The organism is Bradyrhizobium sp. USDA 4538, assembly GCF_024171045.1.
In the GTDB taxonomy this organism is placed as follows: domain Bacteria; phylum Pseudomonadota; class Alphaproteobacteria; order Rhizobiales; family Xanthobacteraceae; genus Bradyrhizobium; species Bradyrhizobium australafricanum.
Window position 1 is genome coordinate 1,954,574 of sequence record NZ_JALJZE010000001.1, and the last position, 19,989, is coordinate 1,974,562.

14 protein-coding genes and 1 pseudogene are annotated in these 19,989 nt (G+C 56.4%); 2 read left to right on the plus strand and 13 right to left on the minus strand.

The window, feature by feature from the left end:
- Positions 1-19: 19 nt before the first annotated feature.
- Positions 20-337 (plus strand): hypothetical protein, encoded by a 318-nt coding sequence (locus J2R78_RS08590; RefSeq protein WP_141713303.1) that lies wholly within the window; start codon positions 20-22, stop codon positions 335-337.
- A 471-nt stretch (positions 338-808) separates the two neighbouring features.
- On the opposite strand, the gene J2R78_RS08595 is transcribed toward J2R78_RS08590, so the two are convergent.
- The 6 genes from J2R78_RS08595 to J2R78_RS08620 form a co-directional block, all read right to left on the minus strand.
- On the minus strand, positions 809-1,777 hold the full coding sequence (locus J2R78_RS08595) for an ABC transporter permease (RefSeq protein WP_176731285.1): 969 nt from the start codon (positions 1,775-1,777) through the stop codon (positions 809-811).
- Between the two features lie 46 nt (positions 1,778-1,823).
- Positions 1,824-3,365: a sugar ABC transporter ATP-binding protein gene (locus tag J2R78_RS08600; protein ID WP_081334925.1), complete on the minus strand. Its 1,542-nt coding sequence runs from the start codon at positions 3,363-3,365 to the stop codon at positions 1,824-1,826.
- Positions 3,362-4,324, minus strand: a complete 963-nt coding sequence (locus tag J2R78_RS08605) for an ABC transporter permease (protein WP_253587986.1) — start codon at positions 4,322-4,324, stop codon at positions 3,362-3,364. Before J2R78_RS08605 ends, J2R78_RS08600 begins: the two co-directional genes overlap by 4 nt.
- Positions 4,325-4,390: 66 nt before the next feature.
- On the minus strand, positions 4,391-5,566 hold the full coding sequence (locus J2R78_RS08610) for a sugar ABC transporter substrate-binding protein (protein WP_253603903.1): 1,176 nt from the start codon (positions 5,564-5,566) through the stop codon (positions 4,391-4,393).
- 206 nt (positions 5,567-5,772) lie between these two features.
- A complete protein-coding gene (locus tag J2R78_RS08615; RefSeq protein ID WP_069276334.1) occupies positions 5,773-7,287 on the minus strand; it encodes an amidase in 1,515 nt (504 codons plus the stop codon).
- A gap of 384 nt (positions 7,288-7,671) precedes the next feature.
- Positions 7,672-8,049 (minus strand): nuclear transport factor 2 family protein, encoded by a 378-nt coding sequence (locus tag J2R78_RS08620; RefSeq protein WP_069276333.1) that lies wholly within the window; start codon positions 8,047-8,049, stop codon positions 7,672-7,674.
- A 1,332-nt stretch (positions 8,050-9,381) separates the two neighbouring features.
- Between J2R78_RS08620 and nodU the strand changes: the two genes are divergently transcribed.
- Complete coding sequence (gene nodU / locus J2R78_RS08630; protein ID WP_253603905.1) at positions 9,382-11,091, plus strand: nodulation protein NodU; 1,710 nt, start codon at positions 9,382-9,384, stop codon at positions 11,089-11,091.
- A gap of 155 nt (positions 11,092-11,246) precedes the next feature.
- Here nodU and J2R78_RS44985 read toward each other — a convergent pair whose 3' ends face one another.
- The 7 genes and pseudogenes from J2R78_RS44985 to J2R78_RS08670 form a co-directional block, all read right to left on the minus strand.
- On the minus strand, positions 11,247-13,001 hold the full coding sequence (locus tag J2R78_RS44985) for a phosphoenolpyruvate hydrolase family protein (protein ID WP_309144990.1): 1,755 nt from the start codon (positions 12,999-13,001) through the stop codon (positions 11,247-11,249).
- 51 nt (positions 13,002-13,052) lie between these two features.
- Positions 13,053-14,165, minus strand: a pseudogene (locus tag J2R78_RS08640) (ABC transporter ATP-binding protein).
- Entirely contained in the window at positions 14,165-14,989 is an 825-nt protein-coding gene (locus J2R78_RS08650; RefSeq protein ID WP_253603914.1) for an HAD-IIA family hydrolase, read from the minus strand. Before J2R78_RS08650 ends, J2R78_RS08640 begins: the two are co-directional and overlap by 1 nt.
- On the minus strand, positions 14,982-15,752 hold the full coding sequence (locus J2R78_RS08655; protein WP_253603916.1) for an SDR family NAD(P)-dependent oxidoreductase: 771 nt from the start codon (positions 15,750-15,752) through the stop codon (positions 14,982-14,984). Before J2R78_RS08655 ends, J2R78_RS08650 begins: the two co-directional genes overlap by 8 nt.
- Positions 15,749-16,690, minus strand: a complete 942-nt coding sequence (locus J2R78_RS08660) for a ribokinase (protein ID WP_253603918.1) — start codon at positions 16,688-16,690, stop codon at positions 15,749-15,751. The genes J2R78_RS08655 and J2R78_RS08660 overlap by 4 nt, the downstream gene beginning before the upstream one ends.
- Positions 16,687-18,492, minus strand: coding sequence for an ABC transporter permease subunit (locus tag J2R78_RS08665; RefSeq protein ID WP_253603920.1), 1,806 nt, complete (start codon positions 18,490-18,492; stop codon positions 16,687-16,689). The genes J2R78_RS08660 and J2R78_RS08665 overlap by 4 nt, the downstream gene beginning before the upstream one ends.
- Before the next feature lie 80 nt (positions 18,493-18,572).
- Positions 18,573-19,958: an extracellular solute-binding protein gene (locus tag J2R78_RS08670; RefSeq protein WP_253636006.1), complete on the minus strand. Its 1,386-nt coding sequence runs from the start codon at positions 19,956-19,958 to the stop codon at positions 18,573-18,575.
- Positions 19,959-19,989: the final 31 nt, after the last annotated feature.

Genomic DNA, 19,989 nt, shown 5'->3' on the forward strand with positions numbered 1-19,989 from the left:
TCTTTTCGTTGAAATGCGATTGCGCAACGGCCAGGTGTTTCAGGCACGACCATCGTTACGCTGTCCCGTCGATCTGCTTGGCTGCAATCAGCTCACTCTGTCGACTGCAATGATGAAGGTTAAAAAAACCGCTGCCGGGCTTTCTCCGGCAGCGGCTCAAGTCTCGGGAGAAAGCAGACGAGCCGGTCTGCCAGCGGACCCAAGAGATCAGAACGGAATTCTGGCCGCCGGTCGCAATTATTCAGATGATGTCGGATTGGTCACGGCGTACGAGTTCAGCATCTGGGTAGCATTGGGTAAACCGACCGCATCAGGCGCAACAGTCTTCCAAGTCTGACGCGACAGTTACCTACCTACGGCTCTAGAAACCCGATGTTTGCGGAATGTCGCGGGCACGGTTCACTTAACAGATACTCGCCGGCACTATCGGCGCGCGCGGCTGTCAGAGCGACCGACACTCGTCATCACTTTGCGCAACCGCATAGCTCGCTTCCGAAGCCAGGCCCGGACCCGCCTCGCGGCAGTGCACGTGTACGCGGGCTGCCTCTCACCGACCGGACTTTTCTGATGACGGGCCAGTAACAAGTTGGATTGGCATATCGACTGATACATCCAGAAACGGAGCTCTCGCGTCGCCATTTGCTTCTAACGGCATCAGCAGCCTGACTGCCGATGTCGACCGACCGCACCATTCCGTCAAGCGCTCGAGTGATCCGGCCGCCGATCCTTTTTTCGGCATAATGTCCGTTTCGATGGCGCGAGCCAGACGGAGGCAATTGCCGGTCCGTATCGCGACTACAACGCGCCGCTACTTAATGGAGGCTAGCCTGGATCGATCGAGAGTTATTGTAACGGATAGAACTACGATGAGCCCCGTCACCATGATTTGCAGGTATGTATGCACGCCTGCGATATTGAGGCCATTTTGCAGGACGGCGATCACCAGAACACCGGTCAGCGTTCGATGCACTCCCCCCGAGCCTCCAGATAGCGCAGTACCGCCCATCACGACCGCGGCGATCGCCTGGAGCAGCAGATCGTCTCCCATGCGCGACGTTCCCGTTGATGTCCGCGCAACAAGGAGCAGACCCGCAACTCCGCAAAGCGTTCCGCAGACAACAAAAGCGACGGCTTTGGTGCGAAGGACGTCGATCCCCGAAAGTCGAGCAGTCAGGCCACCACCGCCGATCGCAAAAAGGGCTCTTCCGAAGTGGCTTCTCGCACCGACAACGGACGCGACCACAAAAATGAGAAGTGCTAAAACTCCAGAATTCGGAATACGGCCGATCATAGAACCGGAAGCAATCCACGTCAGGTTGGGGCTTTGAAAGAACACATTGCCACCACCGCTGATCCACGTGGACACGCCGCCAAGAACCGTCATCGTGCTTAGTGTGGCAACGAAAGAGGGCAGCCGTAGTCGAAGGACGAGCGCAGCATTGACGAGGCCGCACAGAGCTCCAATGCATGCGGCAGCGACGGCTATTCCAGCTGCACCTATATTAAAGTCACGGATCAGAACCGCAGACGAAATTGCCACAAGCGTCACGATGGCTCCAACCGAAAGGTCGAGCGCTCCCATGAGAATTACAAATGTGATGCCCGTCGAGACGATCAGCAGGATCGAGGATTGCCGCATGAGATTGAAAAGATTTATCCAACTCAGAAAGCGCGGATTGATCAAAGCGAACACCGCGACCATCGCCATCAGCAGCAACAATGGCCCTACCGCATTTATGATGGGACGGTGACGGTTGTAAAACTGGGCAATCTGCACCTTTGCTTCTACACCTGATCTCGATCTCGACCCAGTCGTCTGCGGCTCATACCATGTGTTGGACAAGTTCCTGCTCCGTTGGCTTGTTATCGGCAGGCGCATTGCACAAGAACTGAATTTCTCCCTCTCGCATCACGAGGATGCGGTTTGACATTCCAATAAGCTCAGGCAAATCGTCTGCGACGAGAAGAATAGCTACGCCTTCCTCAGCCAAGTCCCTCAGGACGCCGTAGATCTCTTGTTTAGCGCCGACATCGACGCCGCGCGTGGGATTGTCGAGGACCAGCACCTGAACCTTTCGAGCCAGCCATTTAGCTATCACCACCTTCTGTTGATTCCCCCCGGAAAGGAACTGACAAAGCTGTGCTGGCCCTTTGCATCTAACGCGCAAGCGATTGATGTACTTTTCGGCGAGAAGCCGTTCTCGGGAGCGTGAAATGAAACCAGATAGGCGTGAGACAAGCGGAAGCGAGGCCAAAGACATATTTGCTTGAACCGACATGTAAGGCACGATGCCTTCGGTCTTGCGTTCTTTGGGGACAAAACCCATGCCGCGCGCCATCGCCGCTTTTCCACGTCCGCGAAGCGGCAACGCTTCGCCGCCCACTTCGATGGTGCCGTTTGGGGGAAAGGGTTCAAATCCGACGACGGCTTTGGCTACAGCCTCCTTGCCGCATCCGACAAGGCCGCCAATTCCAAGGATCTCACCTTTGCGAACCTCAAAGCTGACATTCTGGACGTTGTGGCCGCTTAGACCTTTGACTGAGACCGCGATGGGTGCCCCCTCGAGTTTCAGCTGGCGCTTCTCCATGAAGTATTCGTCGTCTCGCGTTCGGCCCACCATTGCTCGATGAAGGCTTTGTTCGGAGATCTGTTCTCCTGCGAACTCGCCAACGTTCCGCCCGTCCTTGAACACGTAGATGCGGTCGCAAAGCTCTACGTATTCCGCGAGACGGTGAGTAATAAGTATAAATGAAGCGCGACGACGGTACCGTCGAATCGACTCAAAGAGAATTTTGATCTGTCGCTCGCCGATTGCCGCTGTCGGTTCGTCGAGTAGGATGATTGGATGATCAATATGGAAATGTTCGGCCAAAACGAACGCCTTGGCAATCTCGATCATCTGCCGATCGTGAAACGCGTAGTCGCCTGTGCGACGGCGCGGATCGATGCAGTCAAGACCGAGGTCTTTGAGATGTCTTTCGCTTACGGCGATCATCGCTCGTCTGTCGACGATCCCTATCCGATTGGCGAAGTTGGCTTCTAAAGACAGAAATATATTCTCGTAGACAGCCAGGCTTGGAATAAGGGCCTGCTCCTGAAAGACCATCGAAATACCGGCCTCGACGGCCTCAGTATAGCTTGTCGGCTTGAAGCTCTTGCCGAAACGTCTCATACTTCCCGCGTTCGGTGTATGGATGCCGGCAATCATTTTGAGGGTCGTTGATTTGCCCGCTCCGTTTTCACCGGCAATTCCAACTATTTCGTTCGAAAACACATCGAGATCGATCCCTTCAACGACGCAAATGCCATTGAAGCGCTTCGACCCGTTGCGCATCGTGTAGATGGGCGTCGGCACGCCGCTCATTTCACATCCTCCGCGCTCGCACGATTGGTGTTCAGGAGAACAGCGAACAGAATGACGGTCCCTTGAATGATTGTTTGTAGATAGGGAGGCACGGCAAGAATGTTCATGCCGTCTGAAAGGATCGTTATGAAAAGAACCCCGATTATCGTCAGGCGCACGTTGCCAAACCCGCCCGTTATCGCTGTTCCGCCAACGACCACTGCGGTGATCGTGTCGAGAGTCATATAACTGCCCATTGTGACTGTTGCGGACCCCAGACGAGCGGCCAGCAAGACACCGGCAACTCCTGCAAGAAGGCCGGACAATGCAAACGCCTGGATTTTGATCGTATTGACCTTAACTCCGATGAGCGCGGCTACTTGCTCGTCGCTTCCGATTGCGAGCGTCATCCGTCCGAAACGCGTGCGATCAACTACGAGAATGGCAACACCGTAGATCACCGCCGAAACCAGTACCGCATTGGGGACCAGATTGGCCAGTGCGCCCTGGGCCATATCGATTAGGGCCGCGTGCGATACCGATAAGGACCGGCCATCTGAGATGAAAAGCACCGCTCCTGAAATCGTTGTTGCTGTTCCAAGCGTCACCAGAATTGAGGGAATTCTGAGATAGACGTAAACCAGCCCATTGATCGCGCCAAACACCAAGCCGACCAAACACGCGATGGGAACCGACCATAAACCCAGGTCTGGTGCGAGCCGAGCGACCAGCATGCCGCAAAAGCTGGCAACCGCTCCGATCGATAAGTCGATAGAGCCCATCAGGATCACGAAGGTCGCCCCGATGGATGCGATCAAGAGGACGGAACTCGATAGTTCGATTGCCCTGATATTTGCGATGGTAAAGAACGATGGAGCCGCCAAACCAAAAGATATAATCGCGATTGTAACGACGACGACTGTTATGGCGCGCCGCCATAGCTCACCATCTCTACGCCCAACCAGCGACGCTTCTAGCATTTTTGCGATCCGTCAGCGTGAGGTAAACACGATGCCCCTCTCCACGGAGAGGGGCATCCGGAGCGATCACTCGGGAATTCGCTGCTTATAGTGGCCGTTATACTCGGCCTTGAGCTGATCCACGCAACCGGAATCAACGGCGTCTTGATAAGCCTTCGGAAATTTGTATCCGGCCGGCGTGCGCGCTCCCCAGTACGTCTTCACGTCGATCGGCCACACATAGTTTTGAGCATCCCAGTCGCTGGGATGAAGAACCCGCGACATTTTCTTCCAATCAAACGGAAGCTTCTCGCCGGCGAGAAACGCTTGATACTTGTCCACATTCTGAGCGCTGATCAGCGTGGCTCCCGTGTACATCATGCGTTCACACGGGCTGGGCTTAAATCCCTTTGCGACATCGTATGCCCGCACGAGGGCAAAACCGGCTTGCCACTGTGGCGTAAAGCCCATTGTCGCAAGAATGCGGCCTTCCTTCACTAGCTTGAGGGTTTCTCGATTGCCATCGAGGCCGACGATCGGAATGCGCATACCAGCATCTTCGACGGCTTGCATCGCGCCCAGTGCAATCGAGTCATTTTGCCCGAAGACAGCATCAATCTTGGAGTGAGCCACCAACAAGTCTTCCATGACCTTGCGAGAGTCAACCTGATTCCATTTTCCTGGTTGGCGCGCGACGAGCTTGACGTTGGGATATTCGGCCAGCGCTTTATCGAAACCCGCGGTTCTGGCAATATCTGCATCTACCCCAGGAAAACCGGTAATGTGCGCGACGTTGCCTTTTCCGCCGATCTTGTCAAAAAGCAGTTTGGCAATTCTATAGCTATTTTCGACATCATCCGGCGAGAAGAAGGTTGCAAAAGCATAGTTGTCGGCCCCCGCATCCAAAGGATGGAAGCCGGGCAACGACTCCCAAACAGCAACATGCACCGCACCGACCTTCTTCGCCATCTCAACGATGGGCTTTATGTTCGCCGCAACGAGGTTCTCGCCGAACGTGATCCTGACACCCGCACCGAACTGGGCCTCATAGATTTCGATCTGCTTTGCGGCATCGCCTTTGCCCGAAAGGATGCGATAATTTAGACCTAGGGATTTTGCGGCTTGTTCGGCACCTTGCGACCAGTTGTTGAAATATTCGTTTTCTAATGTGGAAACTTCAGACAGGACATCCTCAGCGCTCGCACCACCCGCAATGCCCAGGAATGCGGCGGTAGCAAAAAGGTAAGTCGACAGTCTTCGCATTGATTGACCCTCCTCGCACTTGTTTGTTGTAGATGATTTGTCTTTCGTTCACGTTGGTCGGCAGGCGCGCACGTCTTCACAATGGAATAATTCGGAACAAACGACGTGTTTGCCTGTGTGTCAGAACAGTCATCCCGGCTTGCGAAGAGTTTCATAACCCAACGCGGACGCCGCGGTGGTCCGTTGCTGCGGGCATCATGCTCTAGTCACATCTTCTTCCAGTCTCCGATCCGCTCGAACGCATGCGCCGCCCTATAGATGGTTGCTTCCTCGAAGTGGCGACCGACGAGCATCAGGCCCACCGGCAGGCCATCCACGATTCCGCATGGCAGCGACATAGCCGGATGGTGCGTGATGTTGAACGGAGCCGTGTTGGTGAACATCTCGGTCGCACGAGTGATATAATCCTCTCGGCTGACGTCATGTGGAGGGAGTTGCGTCGCCTTCATCGGCGTCGTCGGTAGAAGAAGCAGATCGTAGTCCTTAAGGGCCCTGTCGTAAGCTGCACTTAAGCGGCGAGACACGTTGACGGCCTTGCCGTAGAATCGCGGCCCGTACGTGTTGTTTACGTAGGTGCCGAGCAACAAGAACAACTTGGCCTGCTCGGACAGGGAGTTCGCCTTCTGGCGCCACCCTCGATGAAAATCCATGAGCGACAGTGAAAAGAGGTCGGATCGGCTGGTACCAAAGCCGTCACCGAACATCATGGTTTGTGTGGCGCCCTCGGTACCGATCGGCGTCCAGATTGCGGCTCCTTGGAGGTGCATCGGTACCGAGACCGTTTCAACGGAGGCCCCAAGATCCTTGAACCGTTTGGCCGCTTCACGAACCGCTCCATTGACGCCAGCTTCCGCCCCGGGCTGTTCGAAGCCCTCCTTCAGAACGCCGATCTTCAATCCGCTGACGCTTTGACCAAGCGCTTTCGTGTACTCTTCGACTTTCGGTGCTTTGATGCGCGGATCGTAACCATCGTCTCCGGCGATTACCTCCAAGAGCAACGCATTGTCTGCGACCGTTGCGGTCATCGGGCCCGTGTGGTCGAGCGTCAGCTCGTTAGGCATGATGCCGGTATAGGGGACAAGACCCCAAGTAGGCTTCATCCCGTAGATACCGCAAAACGAGGACGGCATGCGTATTGAGCCGCCCTGGTCGCCGCCGATCGCCATATCGACTTCGCCAAGCGCCACAACAACAGCCGAGCCCGAAGACGAGCCGCCGGCAGAGTAGCCCATTCTATGAGGATTGTGCACCGGTCCGAGCGCACCGGTATGGCTACCACCGGATGTGCAAAAGCATTCGCAATGCACTTTACCTGCAATTTCGGCACCCGCATCAAGCATGCGGGTGACAATGGTTGCGTCGATATCTGGTACGAACCCTTCGAGCGTCGCCGAACCGTTCATCATTGGAACCCCGGCCAACATGACGTTATCTTTTAGAGCGACGGTCTTGCCCTTGAGTTTTCCGCTCGGCGCTCCTTCGATTCTCGCCTTGCGGTACCACGCGTTGTGCAGATTTTCCTCGGCTTTGGGTTGATAGCCCGGGATGCGTGCATATTTCACCGGAGGCAACTCGTCCGGAACGGCTTCGATGTATCTGTAAGCTTCGAGGGATCGGTTGATCAGGCCGCGGAAGGAGACGATGTCCTGGTCGGTAAGTGAAAGGCCGCATTGTGAGGCGACATCACGCAACTGGGCGGGTGTGGGCGGGACAACTGACACTGGGCGCTCCTGTACTATCCGACGGCAGACCCACTCTGCGATGGGTTCAATTCGGCAAGGCTACTCGACTGCAGGTTGGTCGAACCTGAAGCGGATCGTTCACAGTGGGTAAATTTGGGTAATTCCGCCAAGTAAGAGGCCGCCGAGAGCAGAAATTTTCGCACTCACGCCATCTGCAGCGCTTCTTTTCGGGCACGCCGCATGCTGAAAACTAATAATTGCATGTGGCGACCGCTCGGCGGAAGCAGCTAGTGCCCCCTTGCCGGCGTGCACGCACCAATCAAAAAGAAGAGCCATAGGCGGCAAGTAGCCCGCTGTCGGCCCGCATATGGGATGAAGAGCTGACGAGCTTGCTTATCCGCGCGTATTAGCTTGGTTCAGCCTTCAGGCTGGAGTAGCGGATGAGTGGTGATGAACGATTTTCCACTCGCCGTCCTGGCGGCGTAGTACGAAAGTGAATCGAGCCGGCGTGGTTACCTGGTGACCTTTCCACAGCTGTGAAAAGACATAACTTCCCACCACCAAGGAAACGTTGTGCGCCAACACCACGGAATGCCATACGTCCATTTTCACGGTAGCGCTGCCGTGAAAGTAAGTGCCTATCTCCTTGGCGCCGATATAGAGCTTAGCGCTCGATGTACCGTGAAGCATCGCGTCATCTGTGTATAGCGCAACCAGACGATCCGGTGCGTGCGTGTTGAAAGTTCGTTCCCAGAGCCCTAGGAACTCACGGATGTCCGGCAACAAGGCTTCGTTGTTCACTACAAATCTCGAGACTGGCTGATAAGTTGATGGAGCTGGGAATGCACCTTCCGCTACGCCGCTATTATCGGCAAGACCGGCTGCTTGCGATAAAGCGGCTAAGTCTCACTTTTCTTTGTCCATGCTGAGGACAAGGAGCCGGTTTGGCGGGAGTAAGTAAAGGCTGACGGTATCGCGTACGTTGTCCACCAACAATGGATCGGCAGCTTGAATACGCGACTGCAGCCAAACAGCTGGTTTATTCTGGGTGCGATTGTCTCGGCCGAAACTATCGAAATGCCGAAGGGCAATACATCCCTCGGGCGCTTTGTGGGCTCCAGGCGCAGAAAGGCCCACTTCGTCTAACTCGACTGAGTGTCGAAGCAGGGTCGTCAGCGCAACGACGGGGCCCAATCGCAAGGTATTCGCGCCCGTTGAACCTACGCGCCGCGCTGCCCGCAACACCTCAATGCATCCCCGAGCGGCCGTGGTTTCTTACGGTAATTGCCTGCTCTCCAGCGTCTGTCAACCAATCCACGCAAAAGCTGGTGCCCTGAATGTCGCGCCCGGTCGAAGAAGTGCGGATGGCCGCAGAGGCAGCCAAACAGCCGACGTCTAGTCCGCGCGTCTCCACCGCTGGCGCAATGATCTAATGCAGATGGCGCAGAGAGATCGCGCAGCCATCTCATTCTGCCGGAAAGCGGCTTTGGCGTTGCGCAAGCCTCATCGAAAGCAATCGAGAGGGAGCATCTGCAACGCACTGTCGGGATCAGGTCATTCCGTTCTGTTCGCGACAGCCGCCCGATGAGAATAGGCGCAGAAAAGCAGCACTGGCGATTGGCACGCTCTTTGAAACTAAGAAGTCGTCCCGTCCTATGACGAGCCATGCGAGAACAGACAATGTTGCAAAGACGCAACCGACCTGGCAAAGCAAGTCAAATTGGAGCTGACAAGAAGAATGAAGTGGGCCGCGCTCCTGCTACAGCTTACACTTTCCTCTGCAAGACTCCCTCCTTCACGACGGTCGAGATTGGATTGAAGCATTGAGATTCTTTCTCGATCCCGATGCACTGCTCGGTCGTGAATGCGAGGCTCGGCCCGGAAACCGCGACGGCTTTCCTTCGCATTGGCGCAAATCATGCACTGCGCTACGCGGGGCATCTAATGATCGGATCTCCGGTTGGAGCACGCCGCCGATACCGACACCGTCACGTGCTGGATGACGTGCTGATCGAGATCGAGCGTGAGCGGCGTGTGAATGATTCGATCCGCGGCGACTGCTTGCCCGCATGCCCTCGCGGTCCGATTTGATCTTCGAATAATCGAATTTCCCGCATTAAACACGGAGGCATTATGCGCATCTGCGGTATCAAGCTGACGCATGACGGAGCGATAGCCCTTATTGAGGACGGCCGGCTTATCTTTTGTATCGAGCAGGAGAAGCGGAGCAACAATCGGCGGTATCAAACGATCGAGAATCTCGATGCAATCGTGCGGGCTTTGGCGGAACACGGTCTCGACCCGCGGGAGGTTGATCAGTTCGTCATCGACGGCTGGGTTGGGACGGTGGCCTCCAAGTTCCGGATCCTCAGTGGTAGCGTTCCTATTACTCTCAAAGGGGCATCGTATATTGAACGCCATGCAGAGGGCCTTCTGACCTCGCAGGACGGTTTTGGCCTCAGGCTCCGCGGCAGGGATTTCCCTTATAGAAGCTATCCGCACGTCACGAGCCACCTCGCCGCCGCGTACTGCACCAGCCCCTTTGCCAAAGCTGGACAGGGAGCTTTCTGCCTCTTGTGGGATGGCGGCACCTTTCCACGTCTCTATCATGTAGGACGACAGGGGGCACGGTTCATCGAGTGCCTGTTCCCAGTGATTGGGCACGTCTATGCCGCCGCGGGCCTTCACTTTGGGCCGTATAAGCAGGCGAACCGCGCCAACTGGGACCTAGGCGACCCCGGCAAGATGGACCCTGGCGGTGCCGGCAAGCTCAACTTGGGTCTTGCAGGCAAGCTGATGGCTTATATCGCCCTCGGGTCTGTTGAAGAAGCCATCGTCGCGGTCTTTCAGGAGCTCTATCAACAGCGCTTTGCGGCTGACACGAAGCTTGCCACTTATCGTACCGACATCAAAAGTATGGAATCTAAGCTTGCGGCTGTGCATGGTTTCTTCGATGCTAGCGAGCGCCGGTTGGAGGCCAAGGCACCCGAAGATGTGCTCGCATCGTTTCATTGCTTCCTCGAGCGTCTGCTTGTGCGCGAAATGGCAATTGCTTTGCAGCGGCACTCGTGTTTTGCGACACGCAATTTGTGCATAGCCGGCGGCTGCGGGCTCAATATCAAGTGGAACAGTGCGCTACGTGCGGCAGGCCTGTTCGACGCTGTCTGGGTGCCCCCCTTTCCAAACGACAGTGGCTCTGCAATCGGAACCGCTTGCTCTGCAATGGCGGACAAAGGATTCGGGCCGCTGGAGTGGTCGGTCTACAGTGGTCCGGCACTGCATGGTAGCGATGTGCCGCCCGAATGGGACGCCGTGCCCTGTGGCATGCATGAACTCGCAACTATCCTCGCCAGCAACAAGCCCGTTGTTTTTCTTACCGGCCGCGCCGAACTTGGACCTCGGGCATTGGGTAGCAGAAGTATTCTGGCAGCCGCCACATCGCCGCGAATGAAGGATTATCTCAACGACATCAAACATCGAGAACACTTCCGGCCAGTGGCGCCGATATGCCTGGAAGATCGTGCGCCGGAGATTTTCACTCCCGGGACGCCGGACCCTTATATGCTTTTCGATCACCAGACGCGAGCAGAATGGCGGGACAAAATTCCCGCGGTTATACATCTCGACGGATCTGCAAGATTGCAGACGATTAGCAGGACCTCTCAGCACAAAATTGCCGAGCTTCTCGTCGAATACGAATCGCTCACAGGCATTCCGCTGCTTTGCAATACGAGCGCCAACCAACACGGACGTGGGTTCTTCCCGCATGTCGCAGCGGCCTGTGAATGGGGGCGCGTGGAACACGTGTGGTGCGATGGCATGCTGTGGACGAAAGCTCCGTAGCGAGCAATTGGCGACCGACGGCGCGTTTCACACCAAATTCACTGAGCAAATGGAGCTGGTAAGCCGTGGCCAGCACGGATCGTCAAACCAATGTTGACGCTTTTGGATGCGGCCGCTTCGAGCGGCTCGCTTGAGCAACGTGAACACTGGGATTGCTACTCTAAGATCCGCAGCTTTTTGATTTTGTTGTATAGAGTTTTTCTTGAAAGCCCCAGAGAACTAGCTGTTTTTCCGCGATGAAGTCTGTTTCGTTTCAAGCCTTCTATGATCCATTCCCGCTCGGAGAATGCATTTTTCGGCTTAGCTGGTGCCGACGCGTTCAACAGCGGCCTGAGGACGCCCGCGCTGATATGCGCATCTGGGAGCGTCACGAGTTGGTTCACGATCTGACGCAATTCCCTTAAATTGCCGGGCCAATTATGGCCAGCGAGCGCCAAAAATGCAGAATTTTCGATTGCCAGCGTTTGGGCATTCGAATCGCCCTTCGCCTCGACTGTGAAATGTTGAACCAGCTGAGGGAGGTCCTCCAGTCGGTCTGGCAAGGCAGGTAGCTTGATGTCGAGCCCCGAAAACAACCCGAGCAGCCGGGGACATAGCACCGTTTGAAGGCCCGCCCCGCGGGCGACCGTCGCAGTTGCGATAATTCGAGCACTGGAGCGCACAATCGATGCGCCGTTCAAGGGCGAGAAACTACCAGTCTCGAGGTAATCGGCAAGCCGTTCCTGCCCGTCACGCGAAAGCTGATCGAGATGCAGCAGCAACACGGTCGTATCGCTTGCACTTTCCAGCAGCGACAGTTGGCGTCTCCTGCTCTGATCGCGCTCGGCCCCAAAAAGCGCGCCGACCGTATCGATGGGCGAACCGGGTCGGCATTGAAACAGCGTTGCCCTCGCGTGCTTGCGGTCGCTGAAGGCATGGACGAGGCTCGCTATCCTCCGCTTGCCCGAGCCGGCCTCGCCCCAAACGAGCACAGGATTGGGATGGGACGCCAGGCGCTTTGTATTCTCTAGAACGCGTTTCATGATTGAGGACTGTGCGATGACGCCGTGCCTGAAGCCGCTCAACTGGAGTTGGCGCTCAAGAAGATCGACCTTCTCCCGCAATAAGTGAAGAGTCTTGAAGCCGGAGGTGACCTCAAGGACAGACATCTCCAGCGGGACGCGATCGAGGGAGGAGCCACCGATGAAGCCCTTGACACCTGTTTCGCCACAGATATCCAAGAGTTCGTCAGGCTTCGTTATCGGGCCGCCGCCGAGGAGGCAGATCACGTTTCGGTCGACGGATTGAGCCACACGCGCGACTGCGCTCGTGCGCGCGGCAAGCTCCGACAAGCTGATCGATGGGTCAGATGCGCTTTCAACCCCACGATTGAGATTGAAGTTGATGCAGATGGCCTGGATACCAGCCTCTACCATGCGCCTTGCTTCGGATTGAGTTCGAGTATAGGCGATCGTCATCAGGCCACGTTTTGCCGCCTTCACCAGCAGCTCAATTTCGCGAGCGTAACCTAGGCCGGATTTCTCAAGCAACGACCTCCTGTAGTCATCAATGTGGATGACCGAAGGGAAGTTAGTAACCCCCGAAAAACCCCATCTACTGATCCGGTCGAGCCAGCGATCGATATCGAGCTGCGGATCAAAGGTACAAGCGCCGAAGAATACTGGCAATTTCGTGCTGGGCAGGATCTCGGTCCGACCGAAGCCGGCGACGAATTCATTGCTATTGCGGATTGGAAGGATTGAGGCGGGTGAAGAGCCGCCCATCGCGCGAAATCGGCCGGCATTGAGCGCAAGCACGAAATCTGCCCCTGCTCGCTCGGCCGCTCTCGCAGCCATGCCCGATCCGATCCCCGCCCCCAGCACAAACGAACGGGAATTCCGGAAGAACTGCCTGATACCGCCTCCCTTCACCTCGACCGCCCGTGGCTATAGACCGCGTTCGCTTTTGGCGACTAACTAAAATTAGCTCCAATTTGCGGGCGCATGCAACTGCCGCAGAGCTTTTCCGTTCGTCTTGAACAGATGGCAGTCGGCGGGGAAGCCGCAAGACGAACTTTTCCGGAGTTTTTGAGCGGATCAGGCTTTGCCGCTTTTGCCACGACTGCCTCCTTTCCGGCGTTGCCATAAACGTAAGTGACGCAGCCGAGATGCTCGACGAAATCGAGATCGAGGTCGATCGCGATATCCTTCTCTGCGGACGATGAGGAGAAATCATCGGACCTTATGCCAAGCGTGATCGGCTTGCCGATCAGCGATTTGTCCGCCTCCACGGGGACACAGACCAGCGCACCCGCATCCAGTCGAACCTCCATGCCCAACTCATGCGCTGCTTCGACCTTGCCGCCTAGGAAATTCATTTTGGGCGAGCCGATGAATCCCGCGACAAACCGGGACGCCGGATTGTGGTAGAGATCATGCGGGCTCCCCACCTGCTCGACAACGCCCTCCTTGAGCACGACGATCTTGTCAGCCATGGTCATGGCTTCGATTTGGTCGTGCGTCACATAAATCATCGTGTTGCCAAGCTGCTTGTGAAGCTTGGCAATCTGAACCCGCATTTGGACGCGCAATTCCGTATCCAGGTTGGACAACGGCTCATCGAATAAAAACACCTTTGGCTCACGCACAATGGCGCGGCCAATTGCCACGCGCTGCCGCTGCCCGCCGGACAGTTGTCGAGGTTTACGACCCAGGAGGTGATCCATTTGCAACAGCGATGCAGCCTGGGCAACCCTGGCATCAATGTCGGCTTTACTAAGTTTCGCCATGCGGAGAGGAAAGGCGAGATTCTCGCGGACAGTCATATGCGGATAGAGAGCGAGCGTAGCTCTGAAACACCATGCCAAGGTTACGATCAGCCGCATCAACGTCGTTGACGACCTCGTTATCGATCAGCAGCCGTCCATCGCTAATTCGCTCCAGCCCTCCGATCATGCGCAGCAGCGTCGACTTACCCGACCCGGATGGCCCAACGAAGACGACGAATTGGCCATGGTCGATTGCGAGGTCGATATTCCGCAGTACCTGGATAGTCCCGTAGGCCTTGCTGACACCTTCTAGACGAACGTCGGCCATCACGCTCTCCTCTGTCGCGGGCTTCCAACCACGGCCGGGATCTCAATCTCCGCCAGGCTCGATACGATGAAATCTGGTCGTGCCAGGGAAGGATTCTCTCGGGGCGGAACGCCGGTCGTGACCAGCACGGTCGGAAGGCCAGCTCGCTTACCGGCCTGAATATCCGTCGCAACCTGGTCACCGATCATCAGTGTGGCGCTGCGCACCGTCCCTAGGCGGGAAAGCGCCGTTTCGATCATGTGCGGCTCGGGCTTACCAACGATCAGCGGCTTGACCTGGGTAGCAGTAGCCACAGCCGTAATTATTGCTCCTGCTCCCGGTTCGAATCCATTAGCGGTTGGCAAGAGGAGATCGGGGTTTGTGCCGATGAGGGCGGCACCGTTCAAGATCGCCTCAATCGCAATCCGCATCTTCTCATGTGTGATGTGGCGATCGAGACCCATCACCACGATCTCCGGCTCTTGGTCAGTCACGTCCAGACCTACCGCGGCGACCGCATTCACAAGCGAGGTCGCGCCGATGACATATACGCGGCTCGCGTCCGGGTACTTCGCGCGCGCGAGTTCTGCGGCCGCGATCGCGCTGGTAACCACTTCGTTCGGCACGATTGTAAGGCCAAATGCTTGCAATTTGCGGGCGACGTCCTCCGGCGTGTGGGTCGAATTGTTTGTCACGAAACAGAAGGGCAGTCCGGCCGCCCGCCAACGCGTAAATGCTTCTATGGCATCGACAATTGCGGCATCTCCGCGATAGAGGACGCCATCGAGATCCGAAATGATCCCAGCGACTGACGGCCAGTCAAGATGAGAGCTTGGGCTAGCCATTCATCAGCATCCCGCCATTCACGTGAACGATCTGTCCTGTCATGTAGGAAGCCGCAGGACTCGCGAGGAAGACGGCTAGCCCTGCGATATCCTCAGGCACTCCAACCCGTCCTAATGGGATCCGGCCACCATGGCGAGCTTCGGTCTCCTCCCGCGGGCGACCGTGCATGGGAGTATCAATGATGCCAGGCGCGATCGCATTCACGTTGATGCTGAGGGGCGCGCATTCATAGGCAAGTAGTTTGGTCATGTCGTGAACGATTGCCTTTGAAAGGCAATAGTCACCCCCGCCGGCCTGGTAGTTGAAAACTGCACCTTGCGATGACAGCGAGGAGCCCACATTGACAATGCGTCCGCCTTTGCTTTTCATGAAGCGCTCAACGACCAATTTCGAACAGCGCAGGACGGCGATCGAGTTGATCTGGATCGTACGTTCAATTTTTTCAGCGCTGCCGCTGAGCAGCGGCTGGGCAGATTTTATGCCTGCATTATTGACCAGCACGTCCAGCCGGCCAAAGTGCCTGGCGATTTCTTCGAGGACCCTACCGACGTCTTCCTCGCGCGCGACGTCCATAGCCATGGGCAGTATGCCATTGCCATAGGGCAGTCTTGGCAGAGTATCTCTGAGGTTCTCTAGATTGGCATCGGTGGCGACGACGTTCGCGCCTCCCTGGCGAAATGCATTCGCAATGGCAGAACCAATACCGCCACCTGCCCCGGTGACGAGCACCGTTCGGTCTGCAACTGAGAACTGTACGGTCATTCCAACTCCAAGATCGTTTGAGACTGTAAAAACTCGTCAACTGCCTGGGCAGTCGGCATTGAGCTTTGAGCACCGCGCCGTGTTACACATAAGGCAGCCACCGCTAGCGCCCTTCTCACTGCTTCCTCTAGAGGCAGCCGCTGAGCGAGCGACGCTGCGAATGCCCCGTTGAAGGCATCGCCTGCGGCCGTGGTATCGACGACCTTGACGGGGAACGCCCGAAGAGCAAAGGAGCGCGTGGCATCAGCGTAATATGCTCCCTGCGCCCCGAGCGTGATCAGCGCGGCACCGGGCCCGAGGTCAAGCAGCTTCCCCGCCGCGCGCGCGGCGCTATCGAAGTCGCACACCTTGATGCCCGTCAGCTCGAAAGCTTCCGTCTGGTTCGGCGTGACGAAGTCAACGTTTCTCCAGGCGGCCGGTGGCAGACCTGGCCTCACCGGGGCTGGGTTGAAAATAAGCTCGAAGCCCTTCTTAAGCTTCATCTCGAACAGCCGATTGAGCGCGGGGATCGGCATCCCCATTTCTGCGACGACGATTGTATCGCGCTCTATGAATTTGATTGCGCTCTCGATCATGTCCGGCGCCACCTTCGAATTGGCGCCTGGGTCTATGACGATCATGTTGGAGCCGTCGTCAGCGACCATAACCACGGCCAAGCCCGAGACTTCGCCTGTACAGATCGTAATTGCATCAGTGCAAACGCCGGCTTCCATGAGCGATTTTAAAAGCGACTGACCGGCATCATCATCACCGAGATGCGTGTAGAAGTGTGGTTTTAGGCCGAGGCGGGCGGCCGCGACGGCTTGGTTCGCGCCCTTTCCTCCAGGGTGACGTCTCACCGTACCCATCAGGCTTTCACCCCGTGTTGGAAGCCGCTCGACATTGAAGCACAGATCGAGATTCGTCGTTCCGAAGAACATTAATGGCCGGACGCTCATTTTACGGCACCGAAGGTTAGGCCGCGTTCAAGGTGACGCTGACCGATTACGATCAGAATGACGGGAATGATCATCGTCACGACCAGCCCTGCGGCCATGACCGGGTAGAATTGCACGCCTGGATTGAGCAGCTTGAGAAGAGCGACCGTTACCGGCGCCTTGGTCGAAGTGAGGATCAGACCTAAGGCGAAGTTGTGCCAAGCAAGCAGGAAGATGAGCAACGAGGCCCCGATCAGGCCGGGTTTCAAAAGCGGTAGCACGATGTGCAGCACCACTCGGACCGGTTTGGCGCCATCCATGGCAGCTGCCTCCTCGATGTCTTTCGGGATGTCTTCGATATAGGACCGGCTCAGCCAAACAATCATCGGCAATGTAACGACTTGGTAGACCCAGATCATCCCGATATAGGTGTCATACAATCCAATCGTCTGAAAGACGCTGAAGAGCGGGATGACGACCAAAAGGACGGGGGCAAAGCGGAAGCCCAAAATGAAGAAGGCAATGTCTTCCTTGAAAGGTATGTCTCGCCTGGCTAGGACGTAGCCGGCTGGCACTCCAATGAGCAGCGCGATGATTACGGAGCCCAGCGCAATGACGACGCTGTTCGTGACCGGCGTTAGGAAGTCGACTTTGATGGTGCCATAGCTGGTCGCTCCGGCCTGGCTGACATCAAACAGGACACGGAAATTCTCCAGCGTAGGCACGAACAGGAAGGTTGGCGGCCAAGTCATCACTTCAGCCTGCTGCTTCAGCGACATCATGGCGATCCAGACAAGTGGAAAGGCCAAGATCAATGCGCAAATGCCGACGAGCAGGTTCAGAAGCACATTGACGGAGGTGGAGCGCTTCAATCGCATGGGTTGCATCCTCAGCTTACGCGCTGCCGAACGAGGCGCCATAGCTTCACCATTGGCAAACGTTGCGATTAACACGATCATCCAATTGACGACCATAAGTGCGGCACCACGCCCAAAGGCGAGATTCTGGAACGCGGTAACGTAAGCTCGCACCGAAAGTACGGAGGTGCTATTTCCAGGGCCACCTTGCGTTGTCCCAAAAATGATGTCGAACTGATTGAGGGATTCGATCAGCCGAAACACGGCGGCGATCAGGATGTATGTCGCAATCAGCGGCAACTCGATGTGCCGGAAGGTTGCCCAGCCCTTCGCGCCATTTACACGCGCGGCCTCCTTGACCTCTTCATTGATGCCCTGAAGACCGGCGAAGATGATTAGGGCGAAGAATGGCGTATAGGTCCAAACGTCAATAAGGACGAGTGAGAACATCGCGCTGTTTGGATCTGAAATCCATGTAAATCTGCCTATGCCTGCCAGGGAGAGCAGGTAGTTCATGATTCCATTTTGCGGGTCCATCATTGTCGTCCACATGAGCGCTACGCTCATCGGAGGCAGGACGAGCGGCAGGAGAATGACGGGCCGCATCACGCGCGCCAGGAAGACGTCAGTTGCAAACAGCTTGGCAAGCGCCAGACCCAATACGGCTTGCGCAAGCACCGCCGATCCGGCGTAAACAAGAGTGGCACGAACGCTATTCCAAAAATCTCCTGTCTTGATCAATGCCGCGAAGTTGTTGAGGCCGATGAAGTGAACCAAAGGCCGGCCGAATTTGAGATCGGTCAGCGACTGAAACACGCCATAGAAAAACAAGATAAGAAAGCCAAGAAGTACGATGATAGCGGGGGTGATTGCGGCAACGCTCCACCAATCAAAGCGCGGATCTTGCACGCTGACCGCCTTGCGTTTTGGCGATGCAAGTTGACTGGTCGAAGACTGCAGCGTCACGAGCCCGCGGGATCCTCGGATGTCCATCTCAGTTCATCTTTAAAATGCAGGGCGGCGATGTTGCTCGCCGCCAGCGCGTTTCACATGGACGAGCGGATCTCGGAAGCGAGATCAGCCAGCGTGGCCTTCACGTCAGCTCCGTTGACCATTTTTTGCATAGCGACGGCCCAAGCGTTCATTGCTTCTGCAAAGCCAACACGAGCTGTAAATGCGAGTTTTGCTCTATCCTGCACGGTCTTGAACGTGTCCACGAAGTTATTGAACTCAGGCTTTGCCGCATATTCGAGCCAAGCCTTGTCACTCCAGGTAGAGGCACGCGGAGAGTTGACGAGCTTGGCAGCGACGGCTCCGTTCAGTTCGACCTGCTTTGACGTTGCCCATTGGATGAACAGCCAGGCTGCCCCCTTCTTCTTTGAAGCGGCATTCATCGCAAGAGACCAGATCCAGATGTTGGATTCGAAATTCTTGCTGTTAGGAGCGCGCAGCGGAGGCGCGAATGCGATCTTCCCCGAGCCAGGTTTGCCGGCCACGTCATTCCAAAAGCCGAACATATTGAGATCGATCGCCATCGCCGTGCGTCCCGAACTGATGCCATCGACCACCTGGTACCAATTGTCGTTCGCAAACGACGGAGCCGCGCACTTCTTGATCATGTCCACATAGTCCTTGTGGAACGCGATCGACTCCGCCGAGTCGAGGCCAGTGTCCGTCTTGCCATCCTTGAGGACGAAATCATGCACCCCATAGGACCTGACGATCGAGATCGCGGCCGTGTGGATGCTGCTCCAAAATCGCACGCCGCGCACGCCAAGGGGTGTGATCGCGGGATCCGCGCCCTTCAGTTTTTCGCAGGCCGCGGACATCTCCGGAGGAGTCGTTGGGACTTTAACGTCGTACTTGTCGAGGATGTCCTTGCGGTAGAGCAGCTGGATGTTCTCAAAGCCATGCGCAATGGCCCAGACCTGTCCACTTCCCGGCTCGATCTGCCCCTCTTTGACCTTCCAGGTCAGCGCATCTCGAAGTGCAGGAAAGAAATCCTGATAGTCGTACCCCGCCGCCGTAAGTCTCGGATCGTTCAGATAATTGTCGAGCGGCTCAAGCAATTGACCCGGCGCAAGATCCCATGCTGGTTGGATGCCCGTCCCCACCACGTCCCAGCTCGTTGACTTGGTGCTGAGCTGGATTGTCAACTTATTCCAGTAGGCATCGTCCGGATAAAGCTCGGGCGTCACTTTGATGCCCGTGAGCTTCTCGAACTCCGGCAACTGGGCTGCGACCGCGTCGGCATACGGATGAATGTCATAGGCCCAGACAATCGACGCGCCTTCAAACTGGCGCCAGTTGATCTCGTCCGCCCTGGCTTGGGTGAATATCATGCCCGTTTCAGCCAAAACCGTGCAGCAGATGAGAACGCTTCGGGCAAGGCTCATCCAATAACCGCGAAAAGCGGCGAGCTTCCTTGTCATCATTCCCTCCTAGGCTCTTTGGCCCGTAAAC

Bases quoted from the DNA above. Each gene is read 5' to 3' on its own strand.
- nodU (WP_253603905.1), top strand. From the start codon at position 9,382: ATGCGCATCTGCGGTATCAAGCTGACGCATGACGGAGCGATAGCCCTT.
- J2R78_RS08600 (WP_081334925.1), bottom strand. From the start codon at position 3,365: ATGAGCGGCGTGCCGACGCCCATCTACACGATGCGCAACGGGTCGAAG.
- J2R78_RS08605 (WP_253587986.1), bottom strand. From the start codon at position 4,324: ATGCTAGAAGCGTCGCTGGTTGGGCGTAGAGATGGTGAGCTATGGCGG.
- J2R78_RS08650 (WP_253603914.1), bottom strand. From the start codon at position 14,989: ATGGCTAGCCCAAGCTCTCATCTTGACTGGCCGTCAGTCGCTGGGATC.
- J2R78_RS08670 (WP_253636006.1), bottom strand. From the start codon at position 19,958: ATGACAAGGAAGCTCGCCGCTTTTCGCGGTTATTGGATGAGCCTTGCC.
- J2R78_RS08610 (WP_253603903.1), bottom strand. From the start codon at position 5,566: ATGCGAAGACTGTCGACTTACCTTTTTGCTACCGCCGCATTCCTGGGC.
- J2R78_RS08660 (WP_253603918.1), bottom strand. From the start codon at position 16,690: ATGAGCGTCCGGCCATTAATGTTCTTCGGAACGACGAATCTCGATCTG.
- J2R78_RS08655 (WP_253603916.1), bottom strand. From the start codon at position 15,752: ATGACCGTACAGTTCTCAGTTGCAGACCGAACGGTGCTCGTCACCGGG.